This is a genomic window from Lysinibacillus sp. OL1 (assembly GCF_004332175.1).
GTDB classification, from domain to species: Bacteria; Bacillota; Bacilli; order Bacillales_A; family Planococcaceae; genus Lysinibacillus; species Lysinibacillus capsici.
Map to the genome: position 1 here is coordinate 127,072 of NZ_SJDS01000011.1, position 21,235 is coordinate 148,306.

The 21,235-nt window shown below is 37.8% G+C and carries 21 protein-coding genes; all 21 read right to left on the reverse strand.

Features of this window, described 5'->3' with window-relative positions:
• Positions 1 to 11: 11 nt before the first annotated feature.
• The 21 genes from fliF to rimM all read right to left on the reverse strand — a co-directional run bounded on the left by fliF (position 12) and on the right by rimM (position 21,185).
• Complete coding sequence (fliF, locus tag EW028_RS18650; protein WP_131521904.1) at positions 12 to 1,607, reverse strand: flagellar basal-body MS-ring/collar protein FliF; 1,596 nt, start codon at positions 1,605 to 1,607, stop codon at positions 12 to 14.
• A gap of 120 nt (positions 1,608 to 1,727) precedes the next feature.
• Positions 1,728 to 2,033, reverse strand: coding sequence for a flagellar hook-basal body complex protein FliE (gene fliE, locus EW028_RS18655; RefSeq protein ID WP_004269303.1), 306 nt, complete (start codon positions 2,031 to 2,033; stop codon positions 1,728 to 1,730).
• Between the two features lie 26 nt (positions 2,034 to 2,059).
• Positions 2,060 to 2,521: a flagellar basal body rod protein FlgC gene (gene flgC, locus EW028_RS18660; protein ID WP_054550512.1), complete on the reverse strand. Its 462-nt coding sequence runs from the start codon at positions 2,519 to 2,521 to the stop codon at positions 2,060 to 2,062.
• Positions 2,522 to 2,524: 3 nt separating this feature from the next.
• On the reverse strand, positions 2,525 to 2,917 hold the full coding sequence (flgB, locus tag EW028_RS18665; RefSeq protein ID WP_048391621.1) for a flagellar basal body rod protein FlgB: 393 nt from the start codon (positions 2,915 to 2,917) through the stop codon (positions 2,525 to 2,527).
• A gap of 913 nt (positions 2,918 to 3,830) precedes the next feature.
• Positions 3,831 to 4,610 (reverse strand): GTP-sensing pleiotropic transcriptional regulator CodY, encoded by a 780-nt coding sequence (gene codY, locus EW028_RS18670; protein ID WP_004229266.1) that lies wholly within the window; start codon positions 4,608 to 4,610, stop codon positions 3,831 to 3,833.
• 87 nt (positions 4,611 to 4,697) lie between these two features.
• The gene (gene hslU, locus EW028_RS18675; protein WP_004229268.1) at positions 4,698 to 6,098 is read right to left on the reverse strand and encodes an ATP-dependent protease ATPase subunit HslU; all 1,401 of its coding nucleotides are present in this window, start codon (positions 6,096 to 6,098) and stop codon (positions 4,698 to 4,700) included.
• Positions 6,098 to 6,643, reverse strand: a complete 546-nt coding sequence (gene hslV / locus EW028_RS18680; protein WP_004229270.1) for an ATP-dependent protease subunit HslV — start codon at positions 6,641 to 6,643, stop codon at positions 6,098 to 6,100. The genes hslU and hslV overlap by 1 nt, the downstream gene beginning before the upstream one ends.
• Before the next feature lie 21 nt (positions 6,644 to 6,664).
• Complete coding sequence (xerC, locus tag EW028_RS18685; RefSeq protein ID WP_004229272.1) at positions 6,665 to 7,564, reverse strand: tyrosine recombinase XerC; 900 nt, start codon at positions 7,562 to 7,564, stop codon at positions 6,665 to 6,667.
• A 287-nt stretch (positions 7,565 to 7,851) separates the two neighbouring features.
• The gene (trmFO, locus tag EW028_RS18690) at positions 7,852 to 9,165 is read right to left on the reverse strand and encodes an FADH(2)-oxidizing methylenetetrahydrofolate--tRNA-(uracil(54)-C(5))-methyltransferase TrmFO (RefSeq protein WP_016994086.1); all 1,314 of its coding nucleotides are present in this window, start codon (positions 9,163 to 9,165) and stop codon (positions 7,852 to 7,854) included.
• A 19-nt stretch (positions 9,166 to 9,184) separates the two neighbouring features.
• Complete coding sequence (gene topA / locus EW028_RS18695) at positions 9,185 to 11,263, reverse strand: type I DNA topoisomerase (protein ID WP_131521905.1); 2,079 nt, start codon at positions 11,261 to 11,263, stop codon at positions 9,185 to 9,187.
• A 91-nt stretch (positions 11,264 to 11,354) separates the two neighbouring features.
• Positions 11,355 to 12,251 carry a DNA-processing protein DprA gene (dprA, locus tag EW028_RS18700; protein WP_131521906.1) on the reverse strand — a complete coding sequence of 299 codons (897 nt, stop codon included), beginning with the start codon at positions 12,249 to 12,251 and terminating at the stop codon, positions 11,355 to 11,357.
• A gap of 198 nt (positions 12,252 to 12,449) precedes the next feature.
• Positions 12,450 to 13,352, reverse strand: a complete 903-nt coding sequence (gene sucD, locus EW028_RS18705) for a succinate--CoA ligase subunit alpha (protein ID WP_004229280.1) — start codon at positions 13,350 to 13,352, stop codon at positions 12,450 to 12,452.
• 17 nt (positions 13,353 to 13,369) lie between these two features.
• Positions 13,370 to 14,530, reverse strand: coding sequence for an ADP-forming succinate--CoA ligase subunit beta (sucC, locus tag EW028_RS18710; protein ID WP_036080495.1), 1,161 nt, complete (start codon positions 14,528 to 14,530; stop codon positions 13,370 to 13,372).
• Between the two features lie 162 nt (positions 14,531 to 14,692).
• Entirely contained in the window at positions 14,693 to 14,995 is a 303-nt protein-coding gene (locus EW028_RS18715) for an EscU/YscU/HrcU family type III secretion system export apparatus switch protein (protein ID WP_048391628.1), read from the reverse strand.
• The gene (locus EW028_RS18720) at positions 14,992 to 16,881 is read right to left on the reverse strand and encodes a hypothetical protein (protein ID WP_131521907.1); all 1,890 of its coding nucleotides are present in this window, start codon (positions 16,879 to 16,881) and stop codon (positions 14,992 to 14,994) included. The genes EW028_RS18715 and EW028_RS18720 overlap by 4 nt, the downstream gene beginning before the upstream one ends.
• Before the next feature lie 56 nt (positions 16,882 to 16,937).
• Complete coding sequence (locus EW028_RS18725) at positions 16,938 to 17,699, reverse strand: ribonuclease HII (protein ID WP_131521908.1); 762 nt, start codon at positions 17,697 to 17,699, stop codon at positions 16,938 to 16,940.
• 164 nt (positions 17,700 to 17,863) lie between these two features.
• The gene (gene ylqF, locus EW028_RS18730; RefSeq protein ID WP_048391635.1) at positions 17,864 to 18,739 is read right to left on the reverse strand and encodes a ribosome biogenesis GTPase YlqF; all 876 of its coding nucleotides are present in this window, start codon (positions 18,737 to 18,739) and stop codon (positions 17,864 to 17,866) included.
• A gap of 57 nt (positions 18,740 to 18,796) precedes the next feature.
• Complete coding sequence (lepB, locus tag EW028_RS18735; RefSeq protein WP_048391637.1) at positions 18,797 to 19,366, reverse strand: signal peptidase I; 570 nt, start codon at positions 19,364 to 19,366, stop codon at positions 18,797 to 18,799.
• A gap of 105 nt (positions 19,367 to 19,471) precedes the next feature.
• Positions 19,472 to 19,816 (reverse strand): 50S ribosomal protein L19, encoded by a 345-nt coding sequence (rplS, locus tag EW028_RS18740; protein ID WP_004269407.1) that lies wholly within the window; start codon positions 19,814 to 19,816, stop codon positions 19,472 to 19,474.
• Positions 19,817 to 19,932: 116 nt separating this feature from the next.
• Positions 19,933 to 20,670, reverse strand: a complete 738-nt coding sequence (gene trmD, locus EW028_RS18745) for a tRNA (guanosine(37)-N1)-methyltransferase TrmD (RefSeq protein ID WP_066037837.1) — start codon at positions 20,668 to 20,670, stop codon at positions 19,933 to 19,935.
• Positions 20,670 to 21,185: a ribosome maturation factor RimM gene (gene rimM, locus EW028_RS18750; RefSeq protein ID WP_131521909.1), complete on the reverse strand. Its 516-nt coding sequence runs from the start codon at positions 21,183 to 21,185 to the stop codon at positions 20,670 to 20,672. Before rimM ends, trmD begins: the two co-directional genes overlap by 1 nt.
• Positions 21,186 to 21,235 lie beyond the last annotated feature (50 nt).

Sequence of the window (21,235 nt, forward strand, 5' to 3'; positions counted from 1 at the left end):
GAACCTCCTAGTTAGTCTTCAGCAATCCAACTACGCAGTAACTTTGCAAAATCGTCTGGCTTATCTTTGGCCATTTTTTCTAGCTGCTTACGACGCATTGTAGCTTCCGTTTCAATTTCTTCATTAATATCATCAACCATTAATTCTTCTTGTTCTTCTAGGATACTTAACTCTTCTTCTTCCTTCGCACGTTTACGTGAACGGATAATGAAGAATGCTAGTAATAAGATAACAGCTAACAAGATACCTCCGATAACCCAAACCCACCATGGAATGATTGGTTTTTCATCAGCTACCTCTGTTGCCTTACCGTATAATGGTTGTACAGATACCGCCACTTTTTCATCGATCTGCTCTTGAGTAAGTTCTGCTGCTACGTCTTTGGAAATTGTTGTACGTACAATTGTACTTAAAATTTTCTCAATATCTTCTCGAACACCGTCTGGTAATGACGCTGCATCAGTTGCTGTCGGTGGTTCAACAATTACTTGAATCCCAATATCCTGAATTTTATAAGGAGCTTCTTGAATATCCTTACGTATACGGTTCACATCATTATTAATCGTTTCTTCCGTACGCTCGTAATCACCATTTCCTGCTGTACCTTCATTATAAGTTGTGAAGTTATCAGTAGTTGTTTCAGCTTCAGGTGTTCCAGCAGCGGCAGCTGCGCCTGTACCAGAATATTGCTCTGTAATTCGCTGAGCACTTATGGCAATACCTTCCATATTTTCTTCATCAACTGGTGTCACAAGATTTTCTTCACGATTTTCTTTCTTGAAATCAATATCCGTTGTGACAGAAACCATTACTTTATCTTGTCCCATCAACGTTCCAAGCATATTTTGCACTTGACGTTGTAGATCTCGTTCTACCAATTTCTTCATTTGTAACTGGCCTTCAGCTGTTGTTGTGGAAGTACCATCAGCTGTTGCTGCATTCAGATCAAAGTACTCTGAAAATTGGTTAGAGATCACGATATTTTCAGTCTTTAAATTCGGAATACTTTTTGACACTAAATTGTACATTGTAGTTATTTGCTGTTCCGTAAATTTATAGCCAGGATCAGTATTTAAAACGATAGATGCTGTTGCCTCTCCCTGAACATCAGTTACGAATACACCTTCCTCAGGAACAGTAATCATCACTTTTGCATCTTTTACACCTTCCAGATTTTTGAAAAGTTTAGCAATTTCAGTTTCAGTAGCTGCTTTTTTTAATAGGTTAAATTCATTATCAGTCATACCAAAACCTGAACTATTAGCAAATGAGTAATCGATTGAACCTGTTTGTGGATATCCCTCTGAAGCTAATTGCACTAATAAGGAGTCAACTTGTTCTTCTGGCACTAAAATAGATGTTCCACCTGGAGCAATTTGATAAGTCACACCTTGGGAATCTAGCGCTTCCTTTACCTGTCCAATTTCCCGTGTTGATAAATCTTTATAAAGTGGAACATATGTAGTTTTGGAAGCAAAAAATGTCACAATTGCTGCTATTGCGATTACAACTACCACGGAGCCAATCATAACTATTTTTTGCTTTTTACTTCGACTTGTCCAAAATTGACTGGTGTCGTTTTTTATTTTTGTCAATCGTTCATTCATTATGAATCCTCCGGTTATAGTGAATAACCTAGCCATCAATAATTTGCGAACATAATGAGCCACTCTGAATTGTGGTTGTTAATATATATTGAAAAGAGGTTTCTTATCTTTACAATATAATTAAACACTCATGCGCATTATTTCTTGGTAAGCTTCAATCACCTTATTGCGAACTTCAATTGTTGCGTTTAGGGTAATGCTTGCCTTTTGCGAAGCAATCATCACTTCATGCAACTCCACATCTTCACCTTTAATTAGCTTCTGAGTAAATTTATCAGAAGTTATTTGTTGATCATTTACTTTTGCAATTGCTTCTTTTAACGAGTTCGCGAAGCTTTGTTGCGCTTCATAAGGTGTAGCATTCAGTTTATTCGTGTTATTTACAACCTGAGTAGGTGTCATTAGCGAAATGGACGAAATGGCCATGTATGTATCTTCCTTTCTACTTAAATTTATTTACCAATCTCTAAAGCCTTTGTAAGCATGGATTTATTCGCATTAAATACAGTTATATTAGCCTCATAAGAACGAGTAGCCGACATTAAATCAACCATTTCTTTTAATGGATCGACGTTAGGCATGTTTACATAACCATCTGCATTTGCATCTGGATGAGTTGGGTCATATACAAGTTTGAAAGGTGTTTCTTGATCTTCTGAGATTCGAGTAATTTTCACACCATTACCAACACCACTTTTTGCATTTTTACCTAGTGCTATATTCAAAAAATTAGAAAATTGTCCTTCTTGTGCTGACAGCGTCACGGACTTACGTCGATATGGTTCCCATTCCCCATTCACTTGACGAGCGCGAGTTGTATCCATGTTAGCCATATTAGAAGAAATAACGTCCATACGTAAACGCTGCGCTGTTAATGCGGAGGCAGTGGTATTCATCCCATGAAAAATAGACATCTATTACTTACCTCCTTTAATAACGGTATTCAATGTGTTTAATTTCCCATTAACACGATCGATTAGCGCATTATAATAAATTTGATTCTCTGCTAATTTCGCTTGCTCAGCATCCATATCTACAGCATTCCCATTGTTTCTATATCGCAAGTTCTCAACAATATTGACACCTGGTGTAGATTGTCGAAACGTGAAATCATAATGTCTATTATCAGTGCGGTATGCAGAAATAGCTATGCTCTTCTGCTCTTCCAACATATCCTTAAAACTAACATTTTTCGCCTTATAATTAGGTGTATCGACATTCGCGATATTATTTGCGATTGTTTTATGATTTAAAGTGGCATAGGAAAGTCCATTTTCCAGGCTACTAATAGTTCCTCCAAATAAATTCAAAACTGTTCACCTCATTTTATTTAAAATCTATGTACTTGTTAATTTATCCAATAATACAATTGTAATTAAGATGATACCTAGTGTCTATTGTCTTTTGTCACTTTTTAATAGTCTATACGCCCTATTTTTTCTCCCTCTTAACCATGACAAAACTTCCCCATCCTTTGTGTCTCTAAGCTTCAGTAAAGATTATTAATCATCTAGTTATTTTACACCATTTCGACAGTGTTTACGATTTTATTGTGAAAAATGCCTTTTTATGAGGTTAATCGCCTTTTTTAACCCTTTTAAATAAAGGTCCCTTTTTACTAGATTGACCACTAAGGGGGTATTTTTTATACAGTGACTATAAGTTTATTCACCATTCTTCAAAAGTAACATATCAGCATTTTTTATATGCTAATTGTAGTGACAAATTATCGAACATTTTTAGGATAAAAGCAACGATATCCATGTTTTTATATTAATTCTCTACAAAATAAGTGCCCTAAAATTTCGAAAATACACAAAAAAGCGTCTATATTTACTATAGACACCACCATTATTTTGAAAAACAATACATTATACGAAAGATGAAATCAGCTTTCATTCCACCCTACCGGCTTGCCACTATACTTCTTTCTCACTCAGTTTAAAGTACAAAACTACTGCTCTGTTTAAGGTCTCCCCTTTCTCACATGGGAATCAATTAGCCTTCTACTCCACCGTTCTACATTAAAAGCAAAAATTACAATCACTAGTCTGAAAAGTCACTTTTCCTCATGTTCGACTAACAGATTCATTGTACACTCCTCTGGATTGGACGATGACGAAACCTAAAGCACCCCTCACCTTTCTAAAAGGTCTTTTTCAACAACATAAAAAGCGTCTATGTTTACCATAGACGCTTTCATTAGCTTCTTAAAAGAAGTATTTATTTCATTTTAATTTCTGCTAAAGCATTTAAGAATTTATCGTTTAGTACTTTAATATAAGTACCTTTCATGCCTAAAGAGCGAGATTCAATGACACCCGCTGATTCAAGTTTACGTAATGCGTTTACGATCACTGAGCGTGTAATACCCACTCGATCAGCAATTTTAGAAGCAACTAGTAAACCTTCATTACCATCAAGCTCTTCAAAAATGTGTTCAATTGCCTCTAACTCACTGTACGAAAGTGAATTAATAGCCATTTGCACGACAGCTTTGCTACGAGCTTCTTCTTCAATTTCTTCCGATTTTTCACGTAAAATTTCCATACCAACTACCGTTGCACCATACTCAGCTAAAATTAGATCATCATCTTCAAATTGTGAAGATAAACGAGCAAGGATTAATGTGCCTAAACGCTCACCACCGCCAACGATTGGTACAATTGTTGTTAAAGCATTTTGGAATAAATCTTTATTTTCTACTGGGAAAGCAGTATGTTCATTATTAATATCTAAATTTGATGATGTTTCAGAGATCGTAAATAAGCTATGTGTGTATTCTTCTGGGAACTGTCTCTCTTCGAACATTTTTTTCATACGTTCATTTTCAATTTGTTGGTGAATTGAAATACCTAATAATTTACCTTTACGACTTAAAATATAGACATTACTATCGATAATGTCGCCTAATGTATCGGCCATTTCCTTAAAGTTTACTGGCTTACCAGCAGAAGCTTGAAGCATCGAGTTAATTTTACGTGTTTTTTCTAATAAATTCATTATATGTTCCTCCTATAAATAATCCGAAGAGTATTTACTAAATATTCTAAAGGTTTTTACTATTGAATGATACTAATCAGCTTTATCTTACAGTATAAACTGTGACAAATCTTTGTTTTTTACTATTCCCGCAAGTTTTTGATCCACATACGCCGCATTAATCGGGATACTCGCTGGCGCAATCTCAGATGCCTCAAACGATAGTTCTTCCAGTAAACGTTCTAATATCGTGTGTAAACGACGAGCTCCGATATTGTCTGTTTCCTGATTCACTTCAGTTGCTATCTCAGCAATTCGTTCAATAGCATCTGTCGTGAAATGAATTTCTACGCCTTCTGTCTCTAAAAGTGCTTTATATTGCAAAATTAATGATTGATCTGGTTCTTGTAAAATACGGACAAAATCCTGTTTTGTTAATTTTTCTAGCTCTACTCGAATTGGGAAACGGCCTTGTAACTCGGGAATTAGGTCTGATGGTTTTGACATATGAAATGCCCCAGCAGCAACAAACAGCATATAATCCGTTTTCACTGCACCATACTTTGTTGTAACCGTAGAACCTTCTACAATTGGTAAAATGTCACGTTGAACTCCTTCACGGGAGACATTCGCCGAAGTATTTCCTTCTTTACTAGCAATTTTATCGATTTCGTCAATAAAAATGATACCCGTTTGCTCAGCTCTATTAATGGCTTCCTGTGCTACTTCATCAGCATCTATCAGCTTATTTGCTTCTTCTATTGTTAAAATACGACGCGCGTCTTTTACTTGCACACGGCGCTTTTTCTGTTTTTTAGGCATTAAACTAGAGAGCATATCCTGCATACCGCTATTCGCAGACATATCCATCCCAGTTCCTTGTAAGGCATCAAAAATGGATGGATTTTGTTCTGTTACCTCTACAGTAACCCACTCATTTTCTAACTTACCATTGCGTAAATCAATGGCAATTTGAGCACGCTTCGAGCGAACTTCTCCATCATCTGCTGATGAATCATCATTTGTCGGTTGTTCTTTCCCACCAAATAGCATTTCAAACGGATTTTGCATCGCCTGTTTTTTACGTAAAGAAGGCACCAAAAGTTTCACGATTGCTTCATTTGCTAATTCTTCTGCTTGTTCCTTGACAGACTCCATCATTTCTTCTTTAACTAGACGGTGAGAAGCTTCTACCAAGTCACGAACCATTGATTCAACATCTCTACCCACATAGCCTACTTCGGTAAACTTTGTCGCTTCAACTTTTACAAAAGGTGCATTGGTAAGCTTTGCAATCCTTCTGGCTATTTCTGTTTTACCGACACCAGTAGGCCCAATCATCAAAATATTTTTTGGAATAACTTCAGCCTTCATATCTTCATTTAACAACGAACGACGATAGCGGTTTCGTAACGCAATAGCTACTGCTCGCTTAGCTTCATTCTGCCCAACAATGTAACGATCTAAATGCTCAGTAATTTGTCTTGGCGTTAAATTTTTTTGTGTCATTAGTTCAGCGCCTCCACGATAATATTATGATTTGTAAATACACAGATCTCAGCAGCTGTTTCTAGTGCCGCTTCAGCAATTTCACGAGCAGTCATTGTTTCACCTGCATATTTTTTTAATGCTCTACCCGCAGACAATGCATAATTGCCCCCAGAGCCAATGGCCAAAATACCATCATCAGGTTCAATCACTTCTCCTGTACCCGAAACGAGTAATAAAGTCGTTTTATCCATTACTAGTAGCATCGCTTCGAGCTGACGCAGCATTTTATCACCACGCCATTGCTTCGCTACCTCAACGGCTGCACGTTGCAAATTACCATTATATTCATTTAATTTGCCTTCAAACATTTCAAAAAGTGTAAAGGCATCCGCAACTGAACCTGCAAAACCAGCGAGGACCTGCCCATTAAACAGACGTCTGACCTTCCTTGCTGTACCCTTCATCACAACTGCATTTCCCAATGTTACTTGGCCATCACCAGCCATAGCACAGCCTCCGTTATGATGAACCGCAAATATCGTTGTTGCATGAATTTGTCCCATCTGCCTTCCTCCTTAGCTCTATTATGCCCTTGGATGAGCATTCATATATGTTTGACGAAGATGCTCTTTTGTTACATGTGTGTAAACTTGTGTAGAAGATAAATGTGAGTGACCTAATAACTCCTGCACCGTCCGTAAATCTGCGCCATTATTCAATAAATGAGTAGCAAAAGTATGGCGAAGCATGTGTGGGTAAATTTTTGTATGGAGTGAGGCCTTGTCAATCATTTCGTTTAAAATATGACGTACCCCTCTAGGAGTAAGTTCCCCACCACGCATATTGACAAACAACTGCAGATGATTCGTTTTTTTCATCAATCGTGGACGAGCTTGCTCTATGTAGTCCTGCATTGCTAAACTCGCAAATTGACCAAATGGAATGATTCGTTCTTTTCGACCTTTGCCCATTACTCGTATAATCGAATAATGAAAATCTACATCCTCTACTTGAATTGAAGTCAGTTCACTCACACGAATACCTGTTGCATATAACAGCTCTAATATAGCTATATTTCTTAATGATTTCAAATCATCACCAGTATTCGCATCAAATAACTGTTTCAATTCCTCTTCGTAGAAAAAATTAGGTAAACGTGATTCTTTTTTCGGATGATAAAGCGAACGAAAGGCTCCGTCATCTAATCCGTACTGTCTATTTAGAAAGCGAAAAAAGGAGCGTATTGAGGAAATTTTCCTTGAAATAGAAGCCCTTGCCCTTTTCTCATCGTACAACTTTGTTACATAAAGACGTGCATGTATATATTCAACACTTGCTAAATCATCGATTCCCTCCGTTTGTAAAAAGGTTAAAAAATCTAGCAGGTCTGATTCATATTCTCGCACTGTATGAACAGAGAAGTTCTTTTCAACTTGGATGTAAAGCATGAACTGTTCGAGTGCATCTTGGGACGAAACTAACACAGAAAGATTCACCACCAATAATTTATTAATAATTTTCTTAAATGACTGACACTTGTAATATAACGGATATACAATCCTTTGTCATCTCTTACAAGTTTGTATCGTTTTCCTGATCATTAATAAACATACATATTGACACTAAACCTATCTTCATAATATAGCAAGTGTAAATAGTTATATTTTGAGAAAAACTTCATACAAAATAATAAAATACGTCTAATTAAGCATTTTGTCTACAAAAAGAAAAAGCCTCTAAGAGTATAACAACTTTTAGAGGCTTTTGGCAATTAAATTGTTTGTGAATTCACAAAATTTCGAATTGTGCTTATTGCGCGTGTTGCATGCATTTCCGCACGCTCTGGCTTCGAACGACGACCAGGTGGTAAGTCAGGGAAGATGCCGAAGTTTACATTCATAGGCTGGAAGTTTTTCGACTGTGCTTCTGTTATATAACGCGCCATGCTTCCTAATGCCGTTTCGAATGGGAAAATAATCGGCTCTTGTCCTAAGGCTAAACGAGCTGCATTTATTCCTGCAATTAATCCACTACCTGCTGATTCAACATAGCCTTCTACACCAGTCATCTGACCTGCAAAGAAAATATTCTTTTGCTCACGAAGTTGATATGTTTTTTCTAAAACTTTCGGTGAATTAATGAAGGTGTTTCTGTGCATGACGCCATAGCGAACAATTTCTACATTCTCTAACCCAGGAATGAGCTGTAGCACTTCCTTTTGTGGCCCCCATTTTAAATGCGTTTGGAAGCCTACAATGTTGTAAAGCGTGCCTGCTGCATCGTCTTGACGAAGTTGAACAACTGCATATGGACGTTTTCCTGTTTTTGGATCCTCAAGACCTACTGGCTTCATCGGACCAAATAACATAGTTTTCTCTCCACGAGCTGCCATGACTTCAATTGGCATACAACCTTCAAAGTAAATTTCTTTTTCAAATTCCTTCAATGGTACAACTTCAGCTTCGATTAATGCTTGGCGGAAACGATCGAATTCTTCCTTTGTCATAGGACAGTTTAAATAAGCCGCTTCCCCTTTATCATAACGAGATTTTAAATAAACTTTATTCATATCAATACTATCTTTTTCGATAATAGGAGCTGCTGCATCGTAAAAGTATAAATAATCTAAACCCGTTAAACCTTGAATTTTTTCAGCTAAAGCTTTTGAAGTTAATGGTCCTGTTGCAATAACTGTAATACCTTCTGGAATTTCTGTGACTTCTTCATGAATAACCTCCACAAGTGGATGGTTTTTCACAGTTTCAGTTACATACCCTGCAAATTCGTGACGATCTACTGCTAAGGCACCTCCAGCAGGTACTGAACATTGGTCTGCTGCCTTTAAGATAACAGAATCTAACATACGCATTTCTTCTTTTATAACGCCTACAGCATTTGTTAACCCGTTTGCTCGCAATGAGTTAGAACAAACAAGTTCTGCAAATTTATCTGTATGGTGCGCTGGTGTCTGCTTTACTGGACGCATTTCATAAAGTTTAACTTTTATACCACGCTTAGCAATTTGCCAAGCTGCCTCACTACCTGCCAGCCCTGCTCCAATTACATTTACTACTTGTTCAGTCATGTTTCTTACCATCTTCCTATCATTGAGTTGGTGCTTCTTCATAGTCACACTTCGTACATTGAATTTGCACACCTTTTTTTATCTTTTTCTCTACTAATAATGCACTACATTTTGGACATGGTCTATTAATCGGCTTGTCCCATGAGACAAATTCACATTCAGGATACTGATTGCAACCATAGAATAGACGCTTTGTTTTACTTTTTCGCTCCACTATCTCGCCCGTTTCACAGGAAGGGCATTTCACACCAATAGGCTTCATAATCGCTTTTGTATTTCTACAATCAGGGAAATTAGAACAAGCCATAAATTTGCCATATCGTCCAAGCTTATAGACCATTGGAGATCCACAAAGCTCACAGTCTTCCCCTGCAGGCTCATCTTTAATGACAACCTTTTCCATAGCTTCATCCGCATGTTTTACATGGACTTCAAAGTCTTTGTAAAATTCCTCCACGACTTTTTTCCATTGTCGATTGCCTTCTTCAATATCATCTAAATCTTGTTCCATTTGTGCTGTGAATTCGATGTTTATGATATCTGGGAAAAATTCTAGTACGAGTTGGTGTACGATCTCTCCTAGCTCTGTTGGCATAAAGCGTTTAGCATCTAATACAACATAGCCACGGCGCTGAATTGTATCGAGGGTCGGTGCATATGTGGACGGGCGCCCAATTCCTAGTTCTTCCATTGTTTTAACAAGTCGCGCCTCAGAATAACGTGGTGGTGGCTGTGTAAAATGTTGTTTAGGCTCAATTTCGAGCGATTTTACTTGATCACCAATTTCCATCTCAGGTAAAAGTTTTGTCGTCTCTTCAGTTTGATCATCAGTACCTTCAATATATAGTTTCATAAAGCCTGCGAATTTAACTTGTGAGCCGTTTGCACGGAATAAAACATCACCATTTTGAAGATCTACAGCTACAGTATCAAGTACTGCTGGTGCCATTTGACTCGCAATAAAGCGCTCCCAAATTAAACGATATAAGCGTAGCTGATCACGGCTAAGTACTGCCTTTAATTCATCTGGTGTGCGCATTGTACTTGTTGGGCGTATTGCTTCGTGCGCATCCTGTGCATTTGAAGCTTTCTTTGTTTGTTTTATATCTGTTGCAATGTATTCTTTTCCATATTTACCCTCAATGTAAGTAACTGCTTCTGCTTTTGCCGTATCAGAAATACGTGTGGAATCGGTACGCATATAAGTAATTAACCCGACTGTTCCCTCTTTTTTTCCAATATCTATACCTTCGTATAATTGCTGAGCTAGCATCATGGTCTTCTTAGCACGGAAATTTAATTTTCGTGCTGCTTCTTGCTGTAAAGATGATGTTGTAAAGGCTGGTGCAGCATTACGCTTACGTTCTTTTTTCGTTACATTGACAACATCAAAGTTTGTTCCTTTAACATCTTTTAAGATTGCCTTGACTTGTGCTTCATTTGTTAATTTTATTTTGTCTTTACCATTTCCATAGTAAAGGGCATCAAATGATTTTTTTCCCTTTTCAAACGTTCCTTCAATTGTCCAATATTCTTCAGGTTGGAAGTTTTTAATTTCATTTTCACGATCAATGATCATGCGTAGTGCTACAGATTGTACTCGACCTGCCGATAAACCTTTTTTCACCTTTTTCCATAGAATCGGGCTAATGTTATAACCAACAAGTCGATCCAATATACGTCTTGTTTGCTGCGCATCTACTAAATCCATGTTAATTGGACGTGGATTTTTAAAAGACTCTATAATTGCATCTTTAGTAATTTCATTAAATACAACACGACAATCTGAGTGAATATCAATATTTAATGCAGTCGCAAGGTGCCAAGCAATTGCTTCTCCCTCGCGGTCTGGATCGGCTGCTAGATAAACTTTCTTTACTTTTTTAGCTGCAGACTTTAATTCCTGTAACACAGGTCCTTTACCACGTATCGTAATATATTTAGGCTCGAAATTATTTTCCGCGCTAACGCCCATCTGACTACGTGGAAGATCCCGTACGTGTCCAACCGACGCTTTCACTTTATATTTCTTTCCTAAATACCGTTCAATTGTTTTTGCTTTTGCTGGTGATTCTACAATCACTAAATAATCCGCCATCTATGTCTCCCCCTTAGCGAGGTCTATTACTAATTTTTTAAGTTACCTGTTGCAAAATGTATAACAGATTTTAAGATAATGCAACTTTTTTTCAATTTTTGTTAGAAAAGAGGTCTAATGTTTCAATGATTTGATGACCATTCACTATGGGAATTGCTCCTTCAAAAAGCAATTGATTTGTCCCTTTTGATTGCGTTGCGTCTATAGGTCCTGGCACCACAAACACATCTTTTCCTTGCTCTAATGCAAGCTCTGTTGTAATAAGCGTGCCACTTTTTAATGCCGCTTCTGTCACAACTAATGCTTGAGATAAACCACTAATGATTCGGTTACGCATTGGGAAATGCCATTTTTCAGGCTTCATATAGGGAGGATATTCTGTCATTAATAACTGTTGCTCTGCCATTTGCGTAGCGAGAATGCGGTTTTCTGATGGATAGAGATAATTAAAACCATGTCCAAGCACAGCTATTGTATGACCGCCCATATCGATAGTCGCCCTATGTGCCATTGTATCTGCACCTCTTGCAAGCCCACTAACAACCGTATAATCACGTTGAATAAGCGGCGGAACAATTAAGTCTATCGCTCTTTTTGAATACGCTGTCGCCTTCCTAGAGCCTATAATAGCTATCTGTTTTTTGTTTGTTAACAGGGAATATTGACCTTTCACATACAATACAGTAGGTGGACTTGATATTTCAAATAATTGCGCCGGGAAATAAGGATGATAAAACGGGATGGGGAATATATTAGCCCGTGCATAGGCCTCTTCAAGTGGTGTTGTCATAATTTGTCGAAAGCGCTGAGAAAGTTGATGTGCTTTTTGTGCCGATATTTGTAAAACTTTTGCGAGGTCGTCATAATGAATGTCTTCAAAAGAGCTTAAAATATTCACAGGGGACAACAATTGCTGAAGTTTCTGTAGTGGTAATGGGTACACATAATGTAAGGCTAGTAATCTCTGCGTATCTACTGCGAGAATCATTCAATAAACCTCCTTTTATAATAGAAGAAATTAAATGACCGCATGATAATTTTCAACACAACATTGCATTATTTTTTATAACATCTGCCACAAAATTGTTGATTTCTTCATCAGTAAGTAGGTAATTGTTGAATGAAGTATGATAAACAGTGTATAAATAATGAAAAAGATGTAGCCGTAATGGCTACATCTTCCATTTTAATGGGTTTTACACTTTTCGTATAGCCCTTTTTCTTTAATTACTTTAATCAATGTTTCACCAATTACAGAAGGTGTTTCTGCAACTTCAATACCAGCTTCGTTCATTGCTTTAATTTTCTCCGCTGCTGTTCCTTTACCACCAGAAATGATAGCACCAGCGTGACCCATACGTTTGCCAGGAGGTGCAGTTTGTCCACCAATAAAGCCTACAACAGGTTTTGTCATATTTGCCTTAATCCATGCCGCTGCTTCTTCCTCAGCTGTACCACCGATTTCACCAATCATAACAACTGCGTATGTTTCTGGATCATTATTAAAGGCTTCAAGTACATCAATGAAGTTTGTACCGTTGACAGGGTCTCCACCAATACCTACTGCAGTTGTTTGACCAATTCCAGCTTGTGTTAATTGGTGTACTGCTTCATATGTTAATGTACCAGAACGAGAAACAACTCCTACATGGCCTTTTGTATGAATATAACCAGGCATGATACCAATTTTACATTCATCAGCTGTAATAACACCTGGACAGTTTGGACCTACTAGTCGAGTGTTTTTGCCTTCCATATAACGTTTAACCTTAACCATATCAAGGACAGGAATATGCTCTGTGATACAGATTGTTAATTCTAATTCAGCATCAACAGCTTCTAAAATTGCATCTGCCGCAAATGGTGCAGGTACATAGATAACTGAAGTTGTAGCACCTGTTGCAGCTACAGCTTCTGCTACTGTATTGAAAACAGGAACTCCCTCGATTTCAAGTCCACCTTTACCTGGTGTTACACCTGCTACGATTTTAGTACCATACTCAAGCATTTGCTTCGTATGGAAAAGAGCTGTTTCGCCCGTAATCCCTTGTACAATTACCTTCGTATCTTTGTTAATAAATACAGCCATTGTTCTCCCTGCCTTCCTTAGCCTACTAGTCCCACAATTTTTTGTGCACCGTCAGCCATTGAATCCGCTGCAACGATGTTTAAACCAGATGCATTTAAAATTTCTTTTCCAAGCTCAACATTTGTACCTTCTAAGCGTACAACTAATGGCACAGCTAAACCAATCTCTTTAGCAGCCGTTACAACACCTTCAGCAATAATGTTACACTTCATAATTCCACCAAAGATGTTTACGAAAATGCCTTTTACGTTTGGATCAGAAAGGATAATTTTGAAAGCCTCTGTTACTTTTTCAGCTGTTGCACCGCCCCCTACATCTAGGAAGTTAGCAGGGCTTCCGCCATAATAACTAATTGTATCCATCGTTGCCATTGCAAGACCAGCACCGTTAACCATACAGCCAATATTTCCATCTAATGAAATATAGCTTAAGTCATATTTTGAAGCTTCGATTTCTTTTGCATCTTCTTCGTCAAAATCGCGTAATTCGACAATATCCTTATGTCGATATAATGCATTGGCATCAAAATTGAATTTAGCATCTAATGCTACTACTTCGCCTTGTCCAGTTACAACAAGTGGATTAATTTCTACAATTGATGCATCTTTGTCGATAAATGCTTGATATAAGCCTAACATTAATTTAACAGCTTTCCCTACAAGGTTTGCTGGAATATTCATATTAAACGCCATACGACGTGCTTGGAAGCTTGTTAATCCAACTACAGGATCCACAACTTCTTTGAAGATTTTTTCTGGATTTGTTTCTGCTACTTCTTCAATATCCATACCGCCTTCTTCAGATCCCATCACTGTTACACGAGATGTGGCACGGTCTAATACTAGACTTAAATAGTATTCTTTTTGGATATCAGAACCCTCTTCAATATACAAACGTTTTACTTCTTTTCCTTCTGGACCTGTTTGATGAGTCACTAAAATTTTTCCTAATAACTCTTTTGCGTATGTGCGCACCTCGTCAAGGTTTTTAGCGATTTTGACACCGCCTGCTTTACCGCGTCCACCTGCATGGATTTGCGCCTTGACTACTGTTACATTTGAGCCAAGTTCCTTCGCTACTTTTACTGCTTCATCAGGGGAAAAAGCAACTTTTCCGTTTGGTACAGCTACACCATATTTTCTCAGAATCTCTTTCCCTTGATATTCATGGATATTCATAATACATCCTCCCATCAAACATTTGCATAGAATTGTTTTACTAACATAGACTATTCTAACGAAAGATTCTGATAAAGTCTACACTTTGTCTTTAGTTCGAATTTTCTCTCTTATTATGACGTTTTTTTCTATTTTGTGTACTAAAACAGCTTGTAAAAATAATCAGAATAATTCATTTTTTCTATATTTTTGCGCATGTTGCTGATCCAAACGATAAATAAATGCGAAAACTTCTGCTACTGCCTGATATAATTCTTCAGGAATAGACTCATTTAAATCTAATTGACCAAGTAACTGCACAAGGTTAGGATCCTCATAAATCGGCACATTATGCTCATTTGCTCTTGCCAAAATGTTCTCGGCAATTTTCCCTTTTCCCTTTGCTACAACAGTGGGACTATCAAATTGACCAAGCTTATACGTAAGCGCAATTGCCTCTTTTCGAGTAAGTTTTTCTTCGCTCATACGCGGATATCCACCCCACTCTGCTCCTCTCGCTGTTCTACTACAGGACCTACTTTTTCCGTTTGCCCTTTATCAAATTGTTTAATAAACACACCTGAAAGTTGATAATTTTTTTCAGCCAGTCCAATTTTTAAAGCAGCCTTCAACGGCTCAGCAAGTGATTGAATTTCCGAATTTTCATTAAAGACCGTTACTGTGACAACTCTATTTTGAACCTGCATATCAATCACTGTTTCTTGCATAGATGCCATTTGTAAATAAAATAATACGCGTGCATAGTTAGCATCAATTTTGCCATTATCTTTCATGCGACCATTCCATTGTAAGGTTGCATCCATCTTCTTGCCAAAAAATTCAAGTGGAACTTGCATGATGAGCTGATGTTGGTGACCATTTTCTCCTGAAGATAGCTGCATTCCATTCATACGCGTCATAAGCATCTCTGCCGCTTCCTTCATTTGAGGTGGTATATTAGTTTCCTGCAATAATGTATGGAGTTGTGGCTTTAGCTGATGCGCAATCATGTGTAAATCAGCCGACTTGTTTCCGAGTGTAGCCTCATAGCTAATGCCTAAATTTTTCAACACCGTTTTAAGTGCATGTTCCATTGCTTTACTATCCATCGAATTTTGTACTAGTGCATCTGCTTGCGTCACAATTTGCTGTATAAATGGTTGCGAAGAATTAATACTATTTTTCACCAGATTGCGCATGAGTGCCTCAGTCTGTGAAGGAGAATGGGCCTCTTGTTTAAATAGGGATAACAAATGATCCTTCATCGAAAGTGTGTGGGCATCTTGTGTAAACAAACGATCAGCTGTATTTTGAGTAAATGCTTTTAATAGCTGATCCTGCATTTGTTTAGCAAAAACATCTAGCGTTTGTTTTGATACTGGTAACTGATTAAAGCGTTCCACCAGCTGATTGATTTGCTGTTTTTGCTCATTTGTTAATAAATTTTGACTTTCTGTCCATGATTTAAGCTGTGCCACCAGTTGACTAGCATTTTCTGGCTTTGTAGCAAGAATGGTTTGAATAACTTGACCAGCTTGCTGTATTGGCTGAAAGGCTTTTGCTTCATTCATCTTTGACCAGTTTTGTAATGTAGCCTGCTGGGGAAGAATTCCCGACTCTTTTAGCATTGTTAAAGCTTGCATTTTTTCATTCATTGTCGCAGCACTATTCGTTAAACTTTGTAAAAGCCTTGCAAGCACTGCACTGCCTGTTTCTACTTCAAAGGGCTTGGCAATCGCTTGTACTTGTTGCATTAAATTTTGCCTCAATGACTCAGATAGGGTTGTATCCTTCGCTAAAAGCTGAGCAAAGTTATCCATGATAGCGGTCATCCCAGATGTCTTTTGACCACTCATCAATGCTTGAAACACATCGTTTATCATAGGCATTTTAAGCTCTATCATTTTTTGAATGGTTTGTAGAGCATCTACTTTTGATATACCCTCTGGCAAGGCCTTTAACCACATTTCTGCTTGCAGCATTTGTTCTTTAGAAATGGGTAGCTGCGCTTTCATAAAATGCCCTAATAATTGCTGCATCTCTGGTGATTTAGGCAAATTCATGGAATCTAACAACTGATTAATTTGCTGACTTGGTGTAGATGCCTGCGCCATCGGTCCAGTCACTATTTTCAATTCCGTTTGTGGATTTGTCCCTGTTACCTGAAAGAAGTGGGCATCCCCAGCTTTTAACGGCACTTCGAGTTTAGCTATAAATTTTTGATTACCTACTTGGATTTCTGCCATTTGATCTGGATATAATTGCTTAATTGTTCCGTGAAATACTTGACCTTGTTTTAAAGCAAGTGGTTGATTTGTCGAAGTCATTGCATTTTGCTGCAATTGAATTGGATTAAATGATGTGGCTGTCATATACATACTCCTTTCATCAATTACTCCTTCGTGTAATTGTCTACCGTTTTTTAGCTTTATGAAAACATAGATTTTATTGGTTCAAATGATTTACGATGGTGAATAGTTGGTCCAAATTCTTCTAACGCTTTTAAATGTTGCTTAGTCCCATACCCTGCATGTTGCCCAAAACCATACATTGGAAATTCCTCGTCTAATTGCTCCATATACTCATCCCTTGCCGTTTTAGCTAAAATGGATGCGGCTGCTATCGCTAAGCTCTTAGCATCTCCTTTTATAATCGAATCTTGAGGAATTGTAATAGGCAAAGTCATTGCATCTACTAAAACAACATCGGGCTTCGTTGACAATGATTCAACACTTACCTTCATAGATTGTTTTGTTGCCTCATATATATTCAGTTCATCAATTTGTTGGGCAGATTGAAAATGAATAAAATAGCTTATGGCATGCTCTTTAATTAATGTAGCAAAGCCGTTTCGTTTATCCTTCGATAATTGCTTCGAGTCATTCAGACCAACAAGTGCCTCACAATTTGTCGGTAAAATTACTGCTGCCGTTACGACTGGTCCTGCTAGTGGTCCTCTTCCTGCTTCATCTACACCCGCAATAAATGTATCTGTTCCCCCATAACTTAAATCAAATGTAACTTTTTTTTGATGCTCTTGCAGTAATTGATGTTTTTTATCTTGTCTCTTTTGCCAAGTTAGCCAAGCCTTTTGTACACCTGCTCTTTCATCGGCTGCAACTTCTTTCATCCAATCTTGCCATTCCTCAGCAGCTTTCAATGCAGTTGTAATTTCCTTAATGGTTTTCATTGTGTACTCCTTCTTGCTTCTATTCATTCAAACTATATCATGGTCAGTTCTTATGTAGTCTCTTTAACTTGAAAACTATTTTCCTCTCTATAGTCATTATCGGTTAAAAAATGTATTCCTAAAAGAAAAACTGTCACAAAAGAACGCGTGACAGTTTTAAATACTTATAATTGTTCAGTTTCCTTTTCTAACTGCTCATCCACAAAATCAAAGGTAAGTTTACCTAATTGTAATCCACGGATATCTCGAACAATTAGTTGAGCTACTTGATCATAATCTATTTCTCCACCAGGACCAAATACACGACGCAGCTTACCAATATGGTCAAAAGTATCCACTAACTCCTCATGGATAAACTCAAGACCGTAACGCTCCTCCATACGCTTTGGATAATGATTAGATAAGAAGCGTAACCCATAGACAGCTAGGTCTTCCATATTTGTAATAGTATCCTTAATAGCACCAGTTAAAGCTAATTTAAAGCCTACTTCTTGATCCTCAAACTTCGGCCATAAAATACCTGGTGTATCCAATAGTTCAAGCTCTTTACCAACTTTGATCCATTGCTGTGCCTTTGTCACACCTGGTGTATTGCCTGTTTTAGCGATATTTTTTTTCGCTAATCGATTTATCAATGTAGATTTTCCCACGTTTGGAATACCCACAATCATGGCACGAATAGCTCTAGGCTTCATTCCTCTTGCTTTCATGCGATCAAATTTTTCTTTTAAAATATCTTGTGCCGCTTTTGTGACTTGCTGTAAGCCCTTGCCCTCAAGTGAGTTAATGGCTACTGCTTTATGGCCACGCTTTGCAAAATACTCTACCCATTTCCGTGTTTCTTGTTCATCTGCCATATCCGCTTTATTTAAGATCAAAAGACGAGGTTTTTGGTTAATGACTTCGTCAATCATCGGATTACGTGAGGATAGCGGTAAACGTGCATCTATTAATTCAAAGATAATATCGACAAGCTTTAATTTTTCAGTTACTTCACGTCGGGCTTTAGCCATATGCCCTGGAAACCATTGTATCGTCACAGCTATACCTCCTAAACTAAAAGAAAAAGGGAGTGATTATGCTCTCCCTTTCTTACATTACTTTACAATTTTTATATCACTAAATGGCCAGAAAATCAGACTGGTATTACCGATAATTTCTTTTTGGTTAACAAGGCCAATATGTCGACTGTCTTTACTATATCGACGATTATCTCCCATAACAAAGATATACCCCTCAGGAATGGTATTGCTATCCAAGGAAACATCAATGTCATTTAAGGTGAAATCTTCTGTTAAAGTGCCCTCTGTGATTTGCGCTTTATAGGCATCTAAATAGGGTTCTTCAATTGGTTCACCATTTATATACAATTGATCATCCTTATACTCTAGTGTATCTCCTGGCAATCCAATTACACGCTTTATGTAATTTTTTTGTTCAGGTGCATGAAATACAACGATATCAAAACGTTTAGGCTCACCTATTTTATAACCAATTTTATTCACAATCATTCGGTCGCCATCTTCAAGGGTTGGCATCATGGACTCTCCATCAACTGCAATGGGTGTAAATAAAAAATATCGAATAACTGCAGCAATCGCAAATGCAATTAATAGTGCTTTTGTCCATTCCCATAATTCATTTTTTTCTTTCACTTGTTTTTCCATTGAGAATTGCCCCCTTGTCTAACACCATTTTAGATGATAGTCAATAAAGATGACAAGCAAAAAGAAAAGAGGCTTGAACACAAGCCCCTCACTTTTAAGTCATAATTATCGAATTTCTTTAATACGAGCAGCTTTACCACGTAGGTTACGTAGGTAGTAAAGTTTAGCACGACGTACTTTACCACGACGTACAACTTCTAAGTTAGCGATTTTTGGTGTGTGTACAGGGAATGTACGCTCAACACCTACACCATAAGAAATTTTACGAACTGTGAAAGTTTCGCTAATTCCGCCACCACGACGTTTAATTACTACACCTTCGAAAATTTGGATACGTTCACGAGTACCCTCTACTACTTTCACGTGTACCTTAACAGTATCACCAGGACGGAAAGTTGGTAGATCAGAGCGAAGCTGAGATTTTGTAATTTCTGCAATAATGTTTGACATTGTTTTCTCTCCTTAGACAGATGCTCATGCACGCAATCTATGCCACAGCGGAACACCGTAATTCAGTACTCTACATAGAAGTACAGATTAGATGTTATCATAAATAGATTCAGCAATCAAGCATCTAGACGATTGTTTTTTAGTTTTTCTAGATACAATTTTTGCTTGTCTGTTAATGGGTATTGCTCCAGTAAGTCAGGACGGCGCTCAAAAGTTCTCTTCAGCGACTGTTCCTCTCGCCATTGCTCGATTTTAGCATGATTCCCCGATAATAAAACATCAGGTACCTTCATGCCACGGAACTCCGCAGGACGTGTATAATGTGGATGCTCAAGTAGACCCGTTGAAAAAGAATCCTGGATATGAGAATCCTCTTGCCCTAAGACACCAGGTAACAATCTCACTACGCTATCAATAACAGTCATAGCACCTAGTTCCCCACCTGTTAAGACAAAATCGCCAATAGAAATCTCGTCTGTCACGAGATGCTGCCGTATACGCTCATCATAACCTTCATAATGACCACATAGGAACACTAACTCGGTCTCCTGCGCTAGCTCCTCTGCTTTTTTCTGGGTAAATCGTTCACCCTGAGGACACATTAATATGATACGTGGCTGTTTCCCTGCAGTTATAGCCTCTACTGCACTAAACATTGGTTCAGGCTTTAATACCATACCTGCACCTCCACCATATGGATAGTCGTCAACCTGATTATGCTTGTTCCCTGAAAATGTACGAATATCCGTTACCTCTAAATTTACAGCTCCCTTTTCTTGTGCCTTCTTTAAAATAGATGCACCAAAAACGCCCGAAAACATATCAGGGAACAGGCTCAATACATGAATATTCATCATAATAAGCCTTCCATAACATGAATGACTATTTTTTTGTCTATAACATCAATATCTTTCACGATATCTTCTATATAAGGGATATAATGTTCTTTCTTAGTCCCTTTCACTACCCATACATCGTTTGCCCCTGTTTGCAGGATATCTGCTACAACACCGATTGTTTCGCCCTCTTCAGAAATAACTGTGCAGCCTATTATTTCATGGAAAAAGAACTCATTTTCTTCAAGAAGATCATCACTCATTTGATCCTTTGTCACTTTCAACATGCCTTCTTTAAATGGCTCAACCAAGTTGATATTGTTCATGCCTTCAAAAGTTAATAAAATAAAGTTTTTATGACGACGCACAGATTCAATCGTTACCCAGGTTGGCTTCTTATCGTCCTTTTTAAAGGCAGCAAGCTTATTTCCTACTGTAAAGCGCTCTTCTTCAAAGTCTGTTGTCGATAATACACGTACCTCACCACGAATACCGTGCGTATTGACAATTCGACCTACATTAAACCATTCCATTCTATTTCACCTCGTAAAAACATGCTTATCTTCACAAAGCATCTGGCTCA